Source organism: Micromonospora sp. NBC_00617 (assembly GCF_045161355.1).
GTDB lineage: Bacteria > Actinomycetota > Actinomycetes > Mycobacteriales > Micromonosporaceae > Micromonospora.
Genome location: NZ_CP107751.1, coordinates 7,034,848 through 7,052,569, shown reverse-complemented (window position 1 = coordinate 7,052,569; position 17,722 = coordinate 7,034,848). Strand labels below are relative to the sequence as shown.

Genomic DNA, 17,722 nt, shown 5'->3' with positions numbered 1-17,722 from the left:
ACCCGCGGACGCGGGGCTGTCGCCGATCGTCGGCGCCGGCCCCGCCGGCCGGCGCCGCCCGGGTCACCGGGCGAGCTGGGAAAGCAACTCGTCAGCCGCCGTGTACGGGTCATTCGCGCCCTCGGCCACCTGGGCGGCGAGTGTGGACAACTGCGTACCGTCGCGCAGTGAACCGATCCGGGCGCGAAGCACGCCGAGCGCGATGGCCTCGATCTCGGCCGCGGCCCGCGCCTCCTGGCGGCGGCGCAGTTCGCCGTGCTCGACCAGCCAGCCCCGGTGCTTGTCGATGGCGGCGGCGATGTCGTCGATGCCCTCGCCCCGGGCCGCGATCGCACGGACCACCTGCGGTCGCCACTGCCCCGGGCCGCGCTCGCCCAGGGCGATCATGCCCTGGATGTCACGGACGGTGGCGTCGACGCCGTCCCGGTCGGCCTTGTTGACCACGAACACGTCGGCGATCTCCAGGATGCCGGCCTTGACGGCCTGGATCGCGTCCCCCATGCCGGGAGCGAGCAGCACGAGCGTGGTGTCGGCCAGCGAGGCGACCTCCACCTCGGCCTGCCCGACGCCGACGGTCTCCACCAGCACCACGTCGCAGCCGGCGCCCTCCAGCACGCGGACCGCCTGCGGTGTCGCCGCCGCCAGCCCGCCGAGGTGCCCTCGGCTGGACATGGACCGGATGTAGACGCCCGGATCGGTGGCGTGGTCCTGCATGCGCACCCGGTCGCCGAGGATCGCCCCGCCGGTGAACGGGCTGGACGGGTCGACCGCCAGCACGCCGACCCGGTGCCCACGTGCCCGCAGCGCGCGGACCAGCTCGTTGGTGGTGGTGGACTTACCCACCCCCGGTGAACCGGTGAGCCCGACGACCTGGGCCTGCCCGGCGTACGGCGCCAACGCGGCGGCGATCGCCGGCAGCAGGCTGTCGCCGTTTTCCACCAGGGTGATCAGGCGGGCCACCGCACGGGGGTCACCGGTGCGGGCCCGCTCGACCAGCAGCGGCACGTCCCGGCTGCGGCGCACGGACGTGGTGGCCGCCGCCGGGACGCCCTCGATCGCATCGCTCACTGTGCAGTCGCTTCGCTTCCCGGCACGTGGATGATCAGCGCGTCGCCCTGGCCGCCGCCGCCGCAGAGAGCGGCCGCGCCGGTGCCGCCGCCGCGCCGCTTCAGCTCCAGGGCGAGGGTGAGGACGAGACGCGCACCGGACATCCCGATCGGGTGGCCCAGCGCGATCGCGCCGCCGTTGACGTTGACCTTGTCGGAGCTGATGCCCAGGTCACGGGTGGACTGGATGCCGACCTGCGCGAACGCCTCGTTGATCTCGATGAGGTCGAGGTCGTCGACGCTCAGGCCGCCCTTCTTCAGGGCGTGGCTGATCGCGTTGGACGGCTGGGAGTGCAGGGAGTTGTCCGGACCGGCCACGTTGCCGTGCGCGCCGATCTCGGCCAGCCAGGTCAGCCCCAGCTCGTTGGCCTTGGCCTTGCTCATGACGACCACGGCGGCCGCGCCGTCGGAGATCGGCGAGGAGCTGCCGGCGGTGATGGTGCCGTCCTTGGTGAACGCGGGACGCAGCTTGGCCAGCGACTCGGCGGTGGTGTCCGGGCGGATGCCCTCGTCGTCGCTGATCACCAGCGGGTCACCCTTGCGCTGCGGGATCAGCACCGGGGTGATCTCCTCGGCGAAGTGGCCGTTCTTTTGCGCGGCGGCGGCCCGCTGGTGGCTGGCCGCGGCGAAGGTGTCCTGCTCCTCGCGGGAGATGCCGTGCTTCGTGCCGAGACGCTCGGTCGACTCGCCCATGGAGCAGCAGTCCCAGGCGTCGCTGAGCCCGTCGTGCGCCATGTGGTCCTTGACCACCACGTCGCCGTACTTGTAGCCGGTGCGCTGGCCCATCAGCAGGTGCGGGGCGTTGGTCATCGACTCCATGCCGCCAGCAACCACGATGTCGAACTCGCCGGCCCGGATGAGCTGGTCGGCCAGGGCGATCGCGTCCAGCCCGGAGAGGCAGACCTTGTTGATGGTCAGCGCCGGCACCGACATCGGCACGCCGGCCTCGACAGCCGCCTGCCGGGCCGGGATCTGCCCGGCGCCCGCCTGGAGCACCTGGCCCATGATCACGTACTGGACCTGGTCCGGGCTGACCCCGGCCCGCTCCAGGGCCGCCTTGATGGCGATTCCGCCGAGCTTGGTGGCCGGGAGGTCCTTGAGGTTGCCCAGCAGCCGCCCCATCGGGGTCCGCGCGCCGCTGACGATCACCGAAGCCATGCCTGCCTCCGAGGGGGGTGCCGAGCTGTACGCCTTAACGATTGTTCGGCCAGACTAGCGCCATGGCTGAGAACTCCCCCGTCGAGCCCGGTGCGGACTACGTCACAGACATCGGGCTTCGCAAGATTGACCACGTCGGCATCGCCGTCGCCGACCTGGATGCCGCGATCGACTTCTACCAGCGGACCTTCGGGATGCGCTGCGTACACACCGAGACCAACGCCGAGCAGGGCGTACGGGAAGCGATGCTGGCCGTCGGGCCGACCGCCGAGGGCGGCTGCGTGCAACTGCTGGCCCCGCTCACCCCGACCTCGACGATCGCGAAGTTCCTCGACCGCAACGGGCCGGGCGTGCAGCAGGTCGCGTACACGGTGGCGGACATCGACGTGGCCTGCGCGGCGCTGCGCGAGCGGGGGGTGCGACTGCTCTACGACGCCCCGCGTCGCGGCACCGCGGACTCCCGGATCAACTTCGTGCACCCCAAGGACGCCGGCGGCGTCCTGATCGAACTCGTCCAACCCGCCCCCACCCACTGACCATGCAAGGAAGGGCCCCTTCTTATCGCCTCGTGTATAGGAAGGGGCCCTTCCTAACATCGCTGAGGCGAGCGCGGAGGCCGGTTCGAGAGCACGTGTCTGCGCGGTTGGCGGGGCGGCCGGACACCTTCACGCATCGGCGGATGCAGTTTTTCACAGAGGACTTCCGACTTTAGCTACCGTTCAGTAACGTCCCGGCCCACAGGAGCGCGACCGGTCCCGGATGTGTCGAATGCCGACATGGCGGTCGCGTCCACCGGCGCCGACGATGGCAGCACCCGGGCCCGTACGGGTGCGGACGAACCGGAGGTCACCGTGCAGGACATCCTCGAAGCGATCATGGCGGCGGAGGAATCGAACGACCCGGACCGCGAGCTGGCGGGCGTCGCCGGACTGCCCGTGCCGGAGAGTTACCGAGGCGTGGTCGTCCGCGCCGAAGAGGCCCGGATGTTCGACGGCATGGCCACCCGGGACAAGGACCCCCGCAAGGCGCTGCACGTGCAGGAGGTGCCGACGCCGGAGCTGGCACCGGGCGAGGCGCTGATCGCGGTGATGGCCAGCGCGATCAACTACAACACCGTGTGGACCAGCATCTTCGAGCCGGTGTCCACCTTCAGGTTCCTCGAACGCTACGGCCGGGTCTCCGAGCTGACCCGCCGGCACGACCTGCCGTACCACGTGGTCGGCTCGGACGCGGCCGGCGTGGTGCTGCGTACCGGCCCGGGGGTGACCCGGTGGGCGGCCGGCGACGAGGTCGTCGCGCACTGCCTCTCGGTCGAGCTGGAGGACGCCGCCGGCCACGACGACACCATGCTCGACCCGCAGCAGCGGATCTGGGGCTTCGAGACCAACTTCGGCGGCCTGGCCGAGCTGGCCATCGTCAAGGCCAACCAGCTGATGCCCAAGCCGCGGCACCTGAGCTGGGAGGAGGCGGCCAGCCCGGGGCTGGTCAACTCCACCGCCTACCGGCAGCTCGTCTCGCATCACGGCGCCAACATGAAGCAGGGTGACGTGGTGCTGATCTGGGGCGCCTCGGGCGGCCTCGGCGGGTACGCCACCCAGATGGCGCTCAACGGCGGCGCGATCCCCGTCTGCGTGGTCTCCTCGCCGGAGAAGGCCGAGCTGTGCCGCAAGATGGGCGCGGAGCTGGTCATCGACCGGGCCGCGGAGGGCTTCCGGTTCTGGAAGGACGAGCAGACCCAGGACCAGGACGAGTGGCGGCGCTTCGGCGAGCGGATCCGCGAGCTGACCGGGGGCGAGGACCCGGACATCGTCTTCGAGCACCCGGGCCGGGAGACGTTCGGCGCGAGCGTCTACGTGGCCCGTCGTGGCGGCACCATCGTCACCTGCGCGTCCACGAGCGGGTTCCAGCACCAGTACGACAACCGCTACCTGTGGATGCACCTGAAGCGAATCGTGGGCAGCCACTTCGCCAACTACCACGAGGCGTGGCAGGCCAACCGTCTGGTCGCGCTCGGCAAGGTGCACCCGACGGTGTCACGTACCTACTCGTTGGAGCAGACCGGTCAGGCCGCGTACGAGGTGCACCGCAACGCGCACCAGGGCAAGGTCGGGGTGCGCTGCCTCGCGCCCGCCGACGGGTTGGGCGTCCGTGACGGGGAGTTGCGGGCCCGGCACGAGGAAGCGATCAACCGGTTCCGGGGGCACTGAGGCCACCGGCCGGACGGATGAGCTGCCGATGGCCAATGCGGTGATCGGCATTGTTCTTCCACCCCCATTAGCCCGACCCCATCCGGATCGAACAAAGGGCCACGGGGCGCACCCGTGGCCCTTTTTCGCGTCACGCTGCGTGGTGCCCGTCCCGCCCGGGACCTGCCAAGATCGCCGATTGGTCCGGCCTCGACGGCCAGGTCAGTTGACCATGTAATGAGGACACGAAAGCTCCGTACCGCTCTTGCGAAGCACCCTGGGGCGTCTGCCAGTATGTCCCAATGCCCCAGCAGCAGTCCTCCCCTCTCGCGTTCTTCGATAACGCGAACTCGCAGCCAGATTTCACCGTTGGCCTGCGCGGATACAACACTCACCAGGTCGATGACTTCATCGGCCGGATGACCGCCGCGCTGACCCAGTCCGAGCAGGCCCGTGCCGAGGCTGAGCAGCGGATGAACGACGCCCAGCGTCGCCTCCGCCAGGCCGAGCAGCGCATGAGTGCGCTGGAGCAGAAGCTCACCGACACGAACAAGCAGCTCGAAGAGAACAGCCGGCCCACCCTCTCCGGGCTCGGAACCCGCGTCGAGCAGATCCTCCGGCTCGCCGAGGAGCAGGCCAACGACCACCGCAACGAGGCCAAGCGCGAGTCCGAGGGCATCCTCTCCGCCGCCCGCCTCGAGGCCCGGGAGATCACGGACAAGGCCCGCGCCGAGGCCGCCGCGATGAAGGCCAGCGCCGAGCGTGAGGCCGGCAACCTGCGCACCGCCGCCGAGCGCGAGGCCGCCGAGGTCCGGGTGCAGGCCCGCCGCGAGGCCGACACGCTGCGCGCCGACGCCGACCGCGAGACCAAGCAGCTGCGTACGGTGACCGCCCACGAGGTGGCCGAGCTGAAGTCGACCGTCGAGCGGGAGGTGGCCACCCTCCGGGCCACCGCCGAACGGGAGATCACCCAGCAGCGGGCCAAGGCGGCGCGCGAGGCCGAGGAGAAGCGCGCCGAGGCCACCAAGCTGCTCACCGACGCGCGGGACAAGCGCGACAAGGACCTCCAGGCCCTGGAGTTGCAGCTGGCCGAGCGGCGCGAGAAGGCCGAGCGCGAGGAGTCCGAGCGGCACGCCGCCCAGGTCGCGCAGACCCAGAAGCTGGTCAGCGAGGCCGAGCAGCGCGCCCGGGCCGCGCAGGAGCGCGCCAAGGAGATCGAGCAGCGCGCCGAGGCCCGCCGGGTCGAGTCCGAGCGCAACGCCGCCGAGACGATCGACAAGGCCAAGGCGCACTCCGAGAAGACGCTCAACGAGGCCAAGGCCGAGTCGCAGCGCCTGCTCACCGAGGCGCGCACCGAGGCCGAGCTGACCACGCAGGCCGCCCGCCGCGAGGTCGAGGACCTCACCCGGCAGAAGGACGCGGTCACCTCGCAGCTCGGTCAGATGCTCTCCGGGCTCGCCGGCATCGTGCCCGGCGTTCCGGCGGCGGCTGCCCCGGCGGCCAAGCCGGAGGCGAAGAAGACCGACGGCGGGCAGGAGCGGGTGACCGCGGAGACCGCCGGCTGACGCGAGGCGTCAGGTCGGGGCATCGACGGCGCGAGGTGACACCGGGTGACCGGTGTGACCTCGCGCCGTGTGCGTTTCCCAACCCTTGGTGTGGCCCCCTCGCCACGGAGTGAAGTAGGTCCCACAAGGGGCGTCCGTATCGCCCCAGCAGGGGGCGATGCGTGTGAGGATGGGGGCATGTCGCACGGCGAGGAACTGTTCGCTCTCGGCGGGGACGTGACCACGGAGCCCAGCTTCGAGTCCGCTCTGCGGGGGTACGAGAAGAAACAGGTTGACCGGTACGTCGCGCGTGCCGAGCACGAGATCGCGACTCTCGCCGCCGAACGGGAACAGGCCTATACACAGATCCACAAGCTCGCCGGCCAGGTCGAGGTTCTGCAACGGGATCTGACCCAGGTCCGCAAGCAGATGAACGTGGTGGACCGGGCCTCCTTCCGGCACCTGGGCCCCCGCGTCGAGTCGATCCTCACCCTCGCCGAGGAGCAGGCCGAGCAGATCCTGTCGGCGGCCAACGAGGAGATCGAAGCCCGTCGCGCCACCGCCGAGCACATCATCGAGGAGGCCCGCGAACAGGCCGCGCGGGCGTTGAAGGACTTCGAGATCGCTCTCGCCGCCCGACGCCAGGAGGAGGAGCGGCACAGCGCCGCCCGCCGCGCGGAGGCGGACGCGACCCTGCGGTCGGCCAACGACGAGTCGGCGAAGCTGCGCAAGACGGCGCACGACGAGCTGGCCAAGGCCCAGCAGGAGGCCACCCAGCTGCGGGACACCGCCAAGGAGATCCACACCCGGGCACAGCAGGAGGCCACCAAGCTGCGCGAGGCGGCCCGCGAGGCGCTGGCCACCGCCCGGCAGGAGGCCGGCGAGCTGCGCGAGGCGGCCAAGGAGGTGCACGCCAAGGCCCAGCAGGAGGCCAAGCGGCTCACCGACACGGCGACCGAAGCGGGCCGGGCGACCCACGCCAAGGCCCAGCAGGAGGCCAAGCAGATCATCGACGACGCGTCGATGGCTGGCCGGGCCACCCGCGCCAAGGCCCAGCAGGAGGCCGAGCGGCTGACCACGCAGGCGTCCGAGTCGGCCAAGCGCAGTCGGTCCGAGACCGAGGCGTACGTACAGCGGATGCGCAGCGAGACCGAGGCGTACGTGCAGCAGTCCCGGTCGCAGACCCAGCAGGAGCTGGGCGCCTGGCGAGCCGGCGTGGAGCAGGAGGTCAACTCGCGGCGCGAGGCGGCCGATCGCGAGCTGGCCCAGCGACGGTCCACTGCCGAGCAGGAGTTCGCCCAGCGACGCGACGAGCTGGACAAGCAGCACGAGTCCCGCCAGCAGGAGCTGGAGTCGGGTTGGGCCGCGCGCAGCGCCGAGTTGGAGACCGGGTACACGGCACGCCGCGACGAGCTGGAAACCGAGTACACGACCCGCAAGAACGAGATCGAGCAGGGCGCCGATGCGATCCGCCAGGCGGCCGAGCGGGACGCGTCGACCCTGCGCCAGCGGGCCGAGACGGAGGCGGCCGAGCTGTTGAGCCGCGCCGAGACCGAGGCGGGCGACAAGCGCCGCAAGGCCGACGAGCACGTCGCGGCCTCGCGCCGCCAGTTCGAGGAGTACGCGGCCACCACCCAGCAGCACCTGGCGACCACGCAGCAGCACTTGGCGGCGACGCAGCAGGAGGCCGCCGCGGGCCGGCAGCAGCTCGCCCAGGTGATGTTGGAGATCGCGCAGGCCCAGCAGCAGCTCGCCGACCTGCGGCAGGAGACCTGGAAGGCGCGGCAGGAGTCCGACGAGCTTGAGCGGCAGATGGCCGAGGTGCGGCTGCGCAGCACCACCGGCCCGATCGACGGCCCGACCGCACCGGCCACGGACGACGGCCCCGACGCGACGGCCGTGACCGGGTCGGGTGTCGGTGACGACGACGCCGGTGCGCCTGTCGCCGCCGGCACGGCGAACGGCCTCACGACCGAGCCCGACGACGCCCGGCAGCCGGCGAACGCCGCCGCGGGCGGCGAGTCTGGGCAGTCCACGACCCGCCCGGTGGCCGAGCCGGTGACCACTGTCGACGGCGGCGCGGCCAGCGCCGGGGTGGACGGCGAACCGACCGTGGCGGCCGTTCCGGGCGAGGGTGGCCGGGGCGCCAAGCCGACGAAGATCACCAGCACCGGTGAGAACGGCAAGCGCCCCAGCAAGCCGACCACCGACGAGCGCAGCGCCAAGCCCAGCAAGGTCACGATCGAAAAGGACTGACGGTACGCCTCAGCGCGGCGGCACGCCCTGCGTCGCCACCGGCCCAGGATCATGATCGACACGACTTCGCTGATATCGGGCTGTCCCGCTCCGTCGGACACCCCGATATCAGCGATCTCGCGTGGATCACCGCCCGCGTACCGATCAGAGGGTGGGTCGCTGAGCGGCCGACGGCACGTGTGGAGCACCCTTGACGGTGTTGTGGACGACAGCGACCATGACACCGTCGCTCTCGTCGCCGTCGCCCGTCGTCTCACCGCCTGACCGGGAGGTCCCTGGTGCCGCAGCACGATCCGTCGGCCGAGGGTCCGGACCTGAGCCCGGATCAGCCGCCAGCCGAGAGCCCGGACGCGAGCCCGTCCGCCGAAGGTCTGGACGCGACCCAGGACCGTCTGGCGGCCGAGACGCGACCACCCGCAACGCCGCCGGTCGAGACGCCGCCTCCCGTGCCGGTGCCGGCACCGGGCATCGACCCGGAGGAGCCGCCTGCCGTACCGTCCGGGAAGTTCGGCACGCCGGGGCGTCCACTGCGACGCAGCAGCTTCCTGGTCGGCTTCACGGGCGCGCTGGGCGTGCTGCTGGCGTACACCCTCTATCTGGGGATTCGCAATGCCGGCGGCATCCTCGTGCTGGTGGTGATCGCGCTCTTTCTCGCGGTGGGTCTCAACCCGGCGGTGGTGCGGCTGCGCACCTGGGGTGTGCCCCACGGCCTGGCGGTGACGGTGGTGGCGTTGACCGTGGTGCTGCTGCTCTGCGGGGGCGTGGTGGCGCTGGTCCCGCCGATCGTGACGCAGTCCGGGCAGTTCATCGACCAGATCCCGAGCCTGCTCGACGAGTTGCGCCGCAATCCGACGGTCAACGACCTCGTGGAGCGGTACGACGTGGTGGAGCGGGTGCACGACGCGGCCAACGCGGACACCCTCGGCCGGGCGCTCGGCGGGGTGCTCGGCGGCGCTCAACTGATCTTCGGCACGGTGTTCCGGACGTTGACCGTGCTGGTGCTGACCATCTACTTCCTGGCCTACTTCAACCGGCTGCGCTCGCTGGCCTACTCCGTGGTGCCCCGGTCGCGGCGGGAGCGGGTGCAACTGATCGGCGACGAGATCCTGGCGAAGGTCGGCGCCTACATGGTCGGCGCGCTCAGCATCGCCGTACTGGCCGGCGCGACCACCTTCGTCTTCGCGCTGATCGTCGGGCTGCCGTACCCGTTCGCGCTGGCCGTGGTCGTCGCGGTGACCGACCTGATCCCGCAGATCGGCGCGACCCTGGGCGCGGTGATCGTGAGCCTGGTCGGCTTCGCCGCCGGCCTGCCCACCGGCATCGCCTGCGCGGTCTTCTTCCTGATCTACCAGCAGATCGAGAACTACCTCATCTACCCGAAGGTGATGCGACGATCGGTGGAGGTCAACGAGGTCGCCGCCCTGCTGGCCGCGCTGCTCGGGGTGGCGCTGCTGGGCGTGGTGGGCGCGCTGATCGCCATCCCCACGGTGGCCGCGCTGCAACTGATCCTGCGCGAGGTGGTGCTCCCCCGCCAGGAGAGAGGTTGACGGTCAGTCGGCCGGCCCCGGGACGGGCGTGTCCGCGAAGGCGGCCACCGTCCGGTCGGCGTACGCGCTGACGTCGCCGGCCTCCATCGGGCCGTCCCAGGTCGTCGGCAGCGGCACCTCGACGGCCGGGTTGACCCGCTTGACGATCTCGTCGAGCACGGTCTCCGCATCGCCGACCCAGAGGTGCTTCGCGCCGGGCACCCCGACCACCTCGGCCTGCGGCACCGCCGCGAACCGCTCCCGCGCCTCGGCCGGGCGCAGGTAGTCGTCGAACTCCGGCACCAGCGCCACCAGCGGCCGACCCGAGTCGGCCCAGGTGGCCAGGTCCTCCGGGGCCGAGAAGCGCAGCGGCGGGGAGAGCAGGATCGCCCCGGCAACCGCCGGGTCGCACCCGTACTTCAGGGCCAGGTCGGTGCCGAACGACCAGCCGACCAGCCAGATGTCGGGCAGTTCGGCGAACTCCGCGTACTCGATGGCGGCGGCCACGTCGTAGCGCTCACCCACCGCGCCGTCGAAGGCCCCCTCGCTGGTGCCGCGCACACTGCTCGTGCCCCGGGTGTTGAACCGCAGCACGGCCAGGTCGGCCAGCGCGGGCAGCCGCCACGCTGCCTTGCGGAACACGTGGCTGTCCATCATCCCGCCGTGGGTGGGCAGCGGGTGCAGGCAGACGAGGGTGGCCGCCGGGGGCCGGTCGGCCGGCAGGGCCAGTTCGCCGACCAGCCGCAGACCGTCGGCGGTGTGCAGCTCGATGTCCTCCCGGCGGCCGGGCAGGATCGACGACGCGCGGATCGCTGTGCTCACCGGTCAAGTCTGTCGCGAACTCGCCGCCGCCGCCCGCCCAGGCACGAACAGGGTGATCCAGGTCGCTCGCTCAGTAGCGCGGCGTGCCCCGCCCGCGCTGCACCGCCGGGCCGCGCCGCTCCCGGGCACGCCAGCACCCGCTGTGCCAGTGCCGGCGGTCGGTCAGGTCACCCAGGCCGTCGGCGGGCCAGGCCACGAGGTGCGCCACCCCGGGTCGGATCTCCTGGTCACAGCCGGGGCAGCGGTACGTCTTGACCGACGCGCCCGCCCCGATGCCGCGTACCTGCCAGGCGCCGTCGGTCCACTGCTGCACCGAGGCGACACCCTGCCGGACACGATCGGCGTCCAGGTTGGCGTTCTCGTCCCGACGAGGGCGGTTGCGACGGGGGCTCACAGTCACCAAGCGTACGGTCCGCCGGATGGAGCAGCCCTGCGGGCGGTCCCGACGGCTGCGATCACTTCCAGCTCTGTGGCCGCGTCGGGTCCTCGACGACCCGGGCTCCCGCCAGCACGATCGTCGCGTCCGCCTCGGTGAAACCGCTCGTCGCGCCCGGCTCGGCGCCGGCCGGCCGCGGGCCGTCCCACTGCCAGCCGAAGTTGGCGCTCACCGCCGTCTTCGGGATGCCGAGCAGATCCAGGGTCGTCCGGTCCTCGGAGAGATACGCGGGGCGGCCAGCGACAGTCAGGTTCCCACCCGTACGGGTGCCGGCCCCGATCGCGTAGCGGTAGTTCACAAACATGACCTTGGTCGCCGCCCGCGCGAGGGTGAAGTCCGAGGTGACAAGTCTCGGGTATGAGCTGACGTGAGACGCTGGTCGACAACTCGGGGGTACGGGTCACCTCGACGTACACCGGTTGGTCGTCCCGCACGCTGAGCCGTACCGTCTCCGCGTTTCCCCGAACGACCGACCAGCCCAGGTGACGGGCCCGGGCCGGGTCGAGACCGAAATGCAGCACGTTCGGGTCGCTGCCGACCAGCGCCGGGTCGGCCGCGGCCCCGGGCACCCCGTCGACCCGGGGTGGCACCGGCGTGGCACCGGCCGGCGTGGTGGCGGTCCAGGGCAGGCGGCCGGTCAGCCCGTCGAGGCCCGCCCCGGTCACCCCGACGACGCCGAGCGCCGCGACCAGGGACAACGCGGTGCCGGCGGCGGCTCGGCGGTGCAGCTGCCGGCGGCGGCCGCGAGCGCGGGACGCCCGCAGCAACCGGCCGGTGTCCACGTCACCCTCGGCACGCTCCCGCAGAGTCTGGGCGATCTGTTCGTCGAGGTCGATCACGACCGGCTCCCGTTCTTGGCGGGGACGCCGCAGCGCTCCCGGAGGTTCGCGAAAGCCCGCATGGCATGGGTGCGGACGGTGACCGGCGAGCAGTCCAGGATCTGGGCGATCGTCGCGTCGTCGAGGTCCTCGTAGTAGCGCAGCACCAGCACGGCCCGTTGGCGGTCGGGCAGGGCGAGGATCAGCCGCCACATCTCGTCCCGGTCGGCCACCTCGCCATCCAGGTCGCCACGCTGCGGTCGGTCGACGACGGTGTCGACGGGCCAGTTCGCGGTTCGACCGGCGACGCCACCAGGAGTTGTTGGCGTTGACCAGCATCCGACGCACGTACACGTCGGGCCGGTCGGCTCGAGCGATCTTGCGCCAGTGCACGTACGCCCGGGACAGCACCTCCTGGGTGAGGTCCTCGGCCCGGTGCTCGTCACCGGTGAGCAACCGCGCCAGCCGCACGAGGGCCGGGCCGCGGCTGGAGACGTACTCCTCGAAGGTCACATCCCTCAGACGCCGCCGGGACCCTCCGGCGTTGACCCGATCAGCGGTGCGAGTGGTCGCGGAAGCCGCGGCGGGTCTTGCGGCCCAGGTAGCCGGCGGTGACCAGGTGCTCCAGCAGCGGCGCGGGGGCGAAGCCCGGCTCGCGCAGTTCCAGGTACAGCTCCCGCTGGATGGCCAGCGAGACATCCAGCCCCACCACGTCGAGCAGCTCGAACGGACCCATCGGGTAGCCGCAGCCCAGCTTCATGGCGTGGTCGATGTCGTCCGTGGTGGAGTAGCTGGCCTCCAGCATCTTCACCGCGTCGTTCAGGTACGGGAAGAGCAGCGCGTTGACGATGAACCCGGACCGGTCGCCGCAGACCACGCCGGTCTTGCCCAGCGCGGCGCAGACGGCGCGTGCGGTGGCGGTGGCCTCCGGGGAGGTGCGGATGGTCTGGACGACCTCGACCAGCGGCATGACCGGCGCCGGGTTGAAGAAGTGCAGGCCCACCACGTCGGCCGGCCGCTGGGTGGCCATCGCCACGTCGATCACCGGCAGGGACGAGGTGGTGGTGGCCAGCACCACGCCCGGCTTGCAGATCTCGTCGAGGCTGGCGAAGAGCGCCTTCTTCACGCTCAGCTCCTCGACGACCGCCTCGACCACCAGGTCGACGTCGGCGAGGTGATCGAGGGTGGCCGACCAGCTGATCCGGCCGAGCGCGGCGTCCCGGTCGGTCTCGGCGAGCTTGCCGCGCACCACGCCCTTGTTCAGCGAGGTCTTCACCGCCTCGCAGACCGTCGCGGACTTCTCCGCGCCCCGGGTCACCGAGATGACCTCGTAGCCGGCCTTCGCGAACACCTCGATGATCCCGGTGGCCATCGTCCCGGAGCCCACGACGCCGACCTTCGTGATGGCCCGTGCGCCGTCGGCGAGCGCGGCGTCCGTCGCCGGCGGCGTCGCCTCGTCGGGTACGACGACCGGGGAGCCCGGCCGCTGGTAGGTGTAGAAACCCCGGCCGGACTTCCGGCCGAGCAGCCCCGCCGTCACCATCTGCTTGAGCAGCGGCACGGGGGCGTGCCGGCGGTCCCGCCCGCCGCGCCGGTACATCGTGTCCAGGATCTCGTACGCGGTGTCCAGGCCGATCAGGTCCATCAGCGCCAGCGGGCCCATCGGCAGGCCGCAGCCGAGCTTCATGGCCGCGTCGATGTCCTCCCGGGTCGCGTAGTGCGACTCGAACATGCCGACGGCGTGGTTGAGGTAGCCGAAGAGCAGCGCGTTGGCGATGAACCCGGCCCGGTCGTTGATGGTGACGTCGACCTTGCCGAGGCGGGCGCACAGCGCCTCGACGTCGGCGACCACCTCGGGTGCGGTGACGACGGTGCGGACCACCTCAACCAGCTTCATCACCGGTGCCGGGTTGAAGAAGTGGATGCCGATCACCTGGTTGGGCCGGGTGGTGGCGACCGAGATCTCGGTGACGCTCAACGACGAGGTGTTGGTGGCGAGGATGGTGTCCGGCCGGCAGACCCGGTCCAGCTCGGCGAAGATCCGCTGCTTGAGGTCCAGGTGCTCGGGCACGGCCTCGATCACCAGGTCCACGGAGTGCAGGGCGTCCAGCCCCACCGCGAAGCGCACCCGCTCGTGCAGCGCGTCCCGGTCCGCCTCGGCGAGCTTGCCCTTGGCGACGGCGCGATCGGTGGAGCCGGTGAGGGTGGCCCGGCCGCGCTCCAGCGCCGACTCGGAGATCTCCACCGCGAGCACGTCGATGCCGTTGCGGGCGAAGACCTCGACGATGCCGGCACCCATGGTGCCCAGCCCCACCACACCCACGGTGCTGAACTCGCGCGCCACGACCGGCCTCCCCAGACACTCCGCACGGCCACTGAACGGCCGCTAAGGTTATGCGCGCGAGTCTGCCACGTGACGCTCGGTTGTCGAGACGCCGTGGCATATTTCACCCACGGCGCCAGCGGCCCTCAGACGGCCGGCACGCCGGTCAGCGCCAACAGTTCCGCGACGAACTCCGCCGGGCGTTCCAGGTGCGGGCTGTGCCCGCAGCCGGGCAACACCACCTCGCGGTACGCGCCGCCGGCCGCCGCGTACCGCTGGAGCACCGCACGGGTCTGACCGACCATCGGCTGCGGCGGGCAGGACTCCTCACCCGGCCAGCCGGGAACGACACCCAGCGAACCCAGGTACGCCAGGTCGAACAGCGACGTGTCCGAGACGATCACGTCGGCGTCCCCGCGTACCCAGGTGACCGGCGGTTTGGGTGCGACGGCCACCAGCTCGTCGGCGAGCCGGAACCAGGTCGGGGCGAGCGCGTTGAGCACCCCGCGCTCCCCCGGCGCGGTGCCCGGCCAGTTCGCCGAGGGCACCGCCGTACCGGGGTAGTTGTCGTCGCCGGTCGCCGTGGACAGGACGCTGTCCAGCAGCAGCTCCTCGTCGGCGCCCAGCACGGCCGGATCGGCCACGTAGGTGGCCCGCAGCACCGCGCGCGGGCTGGCCGGCGCGTCGGCGCCGCGATCAGCTGCGGCGAGCCGCGCGACGAAGTCGGCGTTCGCCGTCCCGGCACCGGTGCCGGCGAAGTCGGGGGTGGTAGGCGTGCCGGTCAGGTCGCGGGTGCCACCGAAGCCGTACGGGGACACCGGCGCGGCCAGCAGCAGCGCGCCCACCCGGTGCGGATGGTCGACCAGCAACCGCATCGCCACTCCCCCGCCCAGGGAGTGCCCGACCACCACGGGCAGGCCACTGCTGGCGCTGGCGCTGGCGAAGAGCGTCGGGTCGTCCAGCAGGGCGGCGATGTCGTCGGCGAAGTCCCGCAGGCCCCGCGTGGCGTTCACGGGAGCGGTCGCGGAGTCGCCGTACCCCCGTAGGTCGGGAGCGACGACCCGCAGCGTCGGTGGCAGCCGCCGGAGCAACGGTTCCCAGAACAGCGAGGACGAGCAGTTGCCGTGGATCAGCAGCACCGGAGTGCCGTCCGGCGGGCCGGCCACCCGTACCGCCTGGGTTGTGCCGTTCGCCGTTACGACCCGCTGCTCGCTCTCCATCCGCGGCATGCTGCCACGCCGTTCTCCGCCGGTCCAGGTGCTGGACAGCCACCCGGCGGCACCGCCGGAGTGTTAGTCGTAGCCCCGGCCGCCCACACACCGGCGGACGGCCTTCGCCGCGGGTCAGCGGCGGGCGCTGGGTGGGGTGGCCAACGGCAGGGGCAGCGTCGGTCGGATGTCCCGCCGGGACACCCCGAAGCTGAGCCCGACCGGATCCGTGTGGGCGACCCCCGGGTCGAACAGGCGCAACTCGGTGCGGCCGAGCCGGATCACGTCGCCGTCGGCGAGTCGTTCCACCTCGGTGATCCGGCGGTCGTTGAGCCAGGTGCCGTTGGTCGAGCCCAGATCACGCAGCGAGGCGCCCTCCGGGGCCAGCCACACCTCGGCGTGCCGGCGGCTCAGGTGCGGGTCGTTGATGACCACGTGGCCGGTCGGCGCCCGACCGATCACCTGCGGCTCGGCCCGAAGGCGAAAGCTCGCTCCGCGCATCGGCCCACCAGCGACCGTCAACAACGGCAGCAGTTCCGGATGTTCCTCCATGGACAGTCAGCCCTCCACCCCACACCGTTACTCCGCGCGTCAGCCTGCCATCAGACGGTAATCGTCAATACCGACCAGCCGGTCAGCTCCTCGTCACCTCCCGGCCACCTACCGTTCGACGGTTCGGGCGGCCAGCCTCCGGCACCCGACTCCTGACCTGCACTGATCAACGAGTGGACGACCCGGGGCGACTTCCGTCCCCTCGACCCGAATTCGTGCCCTACCGGTGAGTAATCTTCGGGTCTAGACTTCCGCCATGACGGCTGTGCATGCCCCCGGCACCCCTCTCATCGAGGCGGACGAGCTCGTCTCCACCAGTCCGGCCACCGGCGCCGAGGCGGGTCGCCTCCCGGTCGCCACCGACGCCGACGTACGCCAGGCCGTCGATGAGGCCCGCGCCGCCAGCGAGTGGTGGGCCGGCCTGGGCTTCAGCGGCCGCCGGCAACGGCTGCTGCGCTGGCGCGCACTGCTCGCCCAGCGGATCGAGCAGCTCGCCGAGCTGGTGCACGTCGAGGGCGGCAAGCCGGTCCCCGACGCCATCGTCGAGATCGTCACCGCGATCGAGCACGTCGACTGGGCGGCGCGCAACGCCCAGCGGGTGCTCGGCCCCCGTCGGGTCCGGTCGCGGCTCATCCTCGCCGAGTTCTCCGGGCACCTGGAATACCAGCCGTTCGGCGTGGTCGGCGTGATCGGCCCGTGGAACTATCCGGTCTTCACCCCGATCGGCTCCGCCGCGTACGCCCTGGCCGCCGGCAACGCCGTCGTGCTCAAGCCCAGCGAGTACACGCCCGCCGTCGGCCAGTGGCTGGTGGACACCTTCGCCGAGGTGGTGCCCGAGCAACCGGTGTTCACCGCCGTGCACGGCCTCGGCGACGTGGGCGCGGCGCTGTGCCGTTCCGGGGTGAACAAACTCGCCTTCACCGGCTCCACCGCCACCGCCCGCAAGGTGATGGCCGCCTGCGCCGAGACGCTGACCCCCGTGCTGATCGAGGGCGGCGGCAAGGACGCCATGATCGTCGACAGCGACGCCAACCTGGACGCCGCCGCCGAGGCGTGCGTCTGGGGCGCCATGACCAACGCCGGCCAGACCTGCATCGGTATCGAGCGGGTCTACGCCGTCGACCCGGTCTTCGACGCCTTCGTCGACAAGGTCGTCGCCCGCGCCGGCCGGCTGACCGTGGGCCCGGAGGGCGCCGACATCGGCCCGATCACCATGCCCAGCCAGATTGAGGTGATCCGCCGGCACATCGACGCCGCAGTCAGCTCCGGCGGTCGCGCCGTGCTCGGCGGCCCGGGTGCGGTGCAACCTCCGTACGTGCACCCGACCGTGCTGGTGGACGTCCCCGAGGAGTCGGCCGCCGTCCGCGAGGAGACCTTCGGCCCGACGCTGACCATCAGCCGGGTCCGCGACGCCGACGAGGCCGTCGCCCGCGCCAACGCCCTGTCGTACGGCCTGGGTGGTTCGGTCTTCGGCCGGCAGCGTGCGGTGGCCATCGCGCGGCGCCTGCGCTCGGGGATGGCTTCGATCAACTCCACCCTGACCTTCGCCGGGATGTCCACGCTGCCGTTCGGCGGGGTCGGTGACTCCGGCTTCGGGCGAATTCACGGCGAGGACGGCCTGCGCGAATTCGGCCGCGCCAAGGCCATCACCCGGCGTCGGGCACGGTCGCTGCTGCCGTCGATGACCTTCGAACGCACCCCGACCGACGTGGCACGTCTCATCAAGGCCATCAAGGTGATGTACGGCAGATGAGTGTCGGATAACCGATCTGGACGCTGATCGGCGT

The 17,722-nt window shown here is 71.7% G+C and carries 14 protein-coding genes and 1 pseudogene; 6 read left to right on the top strand and 9 right to left on the bottom strand.

Annotated elements, in window-relative coordinates:
* Positions 1–63: 63 nt before the first annotated feature.
* Positions 64–1,068 carry a methylmalonyl Co-A mutase-associated GTPase MeaB gene (meaB, locus tag OG505_RS32805; protein WP_405429892.1) on the bottom strand — a complete coding sequence of 335 codons (1,005 nt, stop codon included), beginning with the start codon at positions 1,066–1,068 and terminating at the stop codon, positions 64–66.
* Positions 1,065–2,264 carry an acetyl-CoA C-acetyltransferase gene (locus OG505_RS32800; protein WP_405429890.1) on the bottom strand — a complete coding sequence of 400 codons (1,200 nt, stop codon included), beginning with the start codon at positions 2,262–2,264 and terminating at the stop codon, positions 1,065–1,067. The genes meaB and OG505_RS32800 overlap by 4 nt, the downstream gene beginning before the upstream one ends.
* A 62-nt stretch (positions 2,265–2,326) precedes the next feature.
* Between OG505_RS32800 and mce the strand changes: the two genes are divergently transcribed.
* From mce to OG505_RS32775, 5 genes are all read left to right on the top strand, one after another.
* Positions 2,327–2,800 (top strand): methylmalonyl-CoA epimerase, encoded by a 474-nt coding sequence (gene mce, locus OG505_RS32795; RefSeq protein WP_405429889.1) that lies wholly within the window; start codon positions 2,327–2,329, stop codon positions 2,798–2,800.
* A gap of 315 nt (positions 2,801–3,115) precedes the next feature.
* On the top strand, positions 3,116–4,471 hold the full coding sequence (gene ccrA, locus OG505_RS32790; RefSeq protein ID WP_405434861.1) for a crotonyl-CoA carboxylase/reductase: 1,356 nt from the start codon (positions 3,116–3,118) through the stop codon (positions 4,469–4,471).
* 281 nt (positions 4,472–4,752) lie between these two features.
* On the top strand, positions 4,753–6,015 hold the full coding sequence (locus OG505_RS32785) for a cell division protein DivIVA (RefSeq protein WP_405429887.1): 1,263 nt from the start codon (positions 4,753–4,755) through the stop codon (positions 6,013–6,015).
* A gap of 177 nt (positions 6,016–6,192) precedes the next feature.
* A complete protein-coding gene (locus OG505_RS32780; RefSeq protein WP_405429886.1) occupies positions 6,193–8,250 on the top strand; it encodes a hypothetical protein in 2,058 nt (685 codons plus the stop codon).
* A gap of 452 nt (positions 8,251–8,702) precedes the next feature.
* On the top strand, positions 8,703–9,797 hold the full coding sequence (locus tag OG505_RS32775; RefSeq protein WP_405434859.1) for an AI-2E family transporter: 1,095 nt from the start codon (positions 8,703–8,705) through the stop codon (positions 9,795–9,797).
* A gap of 3 nt (positions 9,798–9,800) precedes the next feature.
* Here the strand turns inward: OG505_RS32775 and OG505_RS32770 are convergent, their stop codons facing one another.
* From OG505_RS32770 to OG505_RS32740, 7 genes and pseudogenes are all read right to left on the bottom strand, one after another.
* Positions 9,801–10,598, bottom strand: a complete 798-nt coding sequence (locus tag OG505_RS32770) for an alpha/beta hydrolase (RefSeq protein WP_405429885.1) — start codon at positions 10,596–10,598, stop codon at positions 9,801–9,803.
* 70 nt (positions 10,599–10,668) lie between these two features.
* Entirely contained in the window at positions 10,669–10,998 is a 330-nt protein-coding gene (locus OG505_RS32765) for a hypothetical protein (protein WP_053658704.1), read from the bottom strand.
* Positions 10,999–11,053: 55 nt separating this feature from the next.
* On the bottom strand, positions 11,054–11,338 hold the full coding sequence (locus tag OG505_RS32760) for a hypothetical protein (RefSeq protein WP_405429883.1): 285 nt from the start codon (positions 11,336–11,338) through the stop codon (positions 11,054–11,056).
* Positions 11,339–11,869: 531 nt separating this feature from the next.
* Positions 11,870–12,365, bottom strand: a pseudogene (locus OG505_RS32755) (SigE family RNA polymerase sigma factor).
* A gap of 40 nt (positions 12,366–12,405) precedes the next feature.
* On the bottom strand, positions 12,406–14,196 hold the full coding sequence (locus OG505_RS32750; protein WP_405429881.1) for a 3-hydroxyacyl-CoA dehydrogenase family protein: 1,791 nt from the start codon (positions 14,194–14,196) through the stop codon (positions 12,406–12,408).
* Positions 14,197–14,321: 125 nt separating this feature from the next.
* On the bottom strand, positions 14,322–15,404 hold the full coding sequence (locus tag OG505_RS32745; RefSeq protein ID WP_405429880.1) for an alpha/beta fold hydrolase: 1,083 nt from the start codon (positions 15,402–15,404) through the stop codon (positions 14,322–14,324).
* A 114-nt stretch (positions 15,405–15,518) separates the two neighbouring features.
* Positions 15,519–15,935, bottom strand: a complete 417-nt coding sequence (locus tag OG505_RS32740; protein WP_234582041.1) for an FHA domain-containing protein — start codon at positions 15,933–15,935, stop codon at positions 15,519–15,521.
* Positions 15,936–16,191: 256 nt separating this feature from the next.
* On the opposite strand from OG505_RS32740, the gene OG505_RS32735 reads away from it, so the two are divergent.
* Positions 16,192–17,688 carry an aldehyde dehydrogenase family protein gene (locus OG505_RS32735; RefSeq protein ID WP_405429878.1) on the top strand — a complete coding sequence of 499 codons (1,497 nt, stop codon included), beginning with the start codon at positions 16,192–16,194 and terminating at the stop codon, positions 17,686–17,688.
* Positions 17,689–17,722 lie beyond the last annotated feature (34 nt).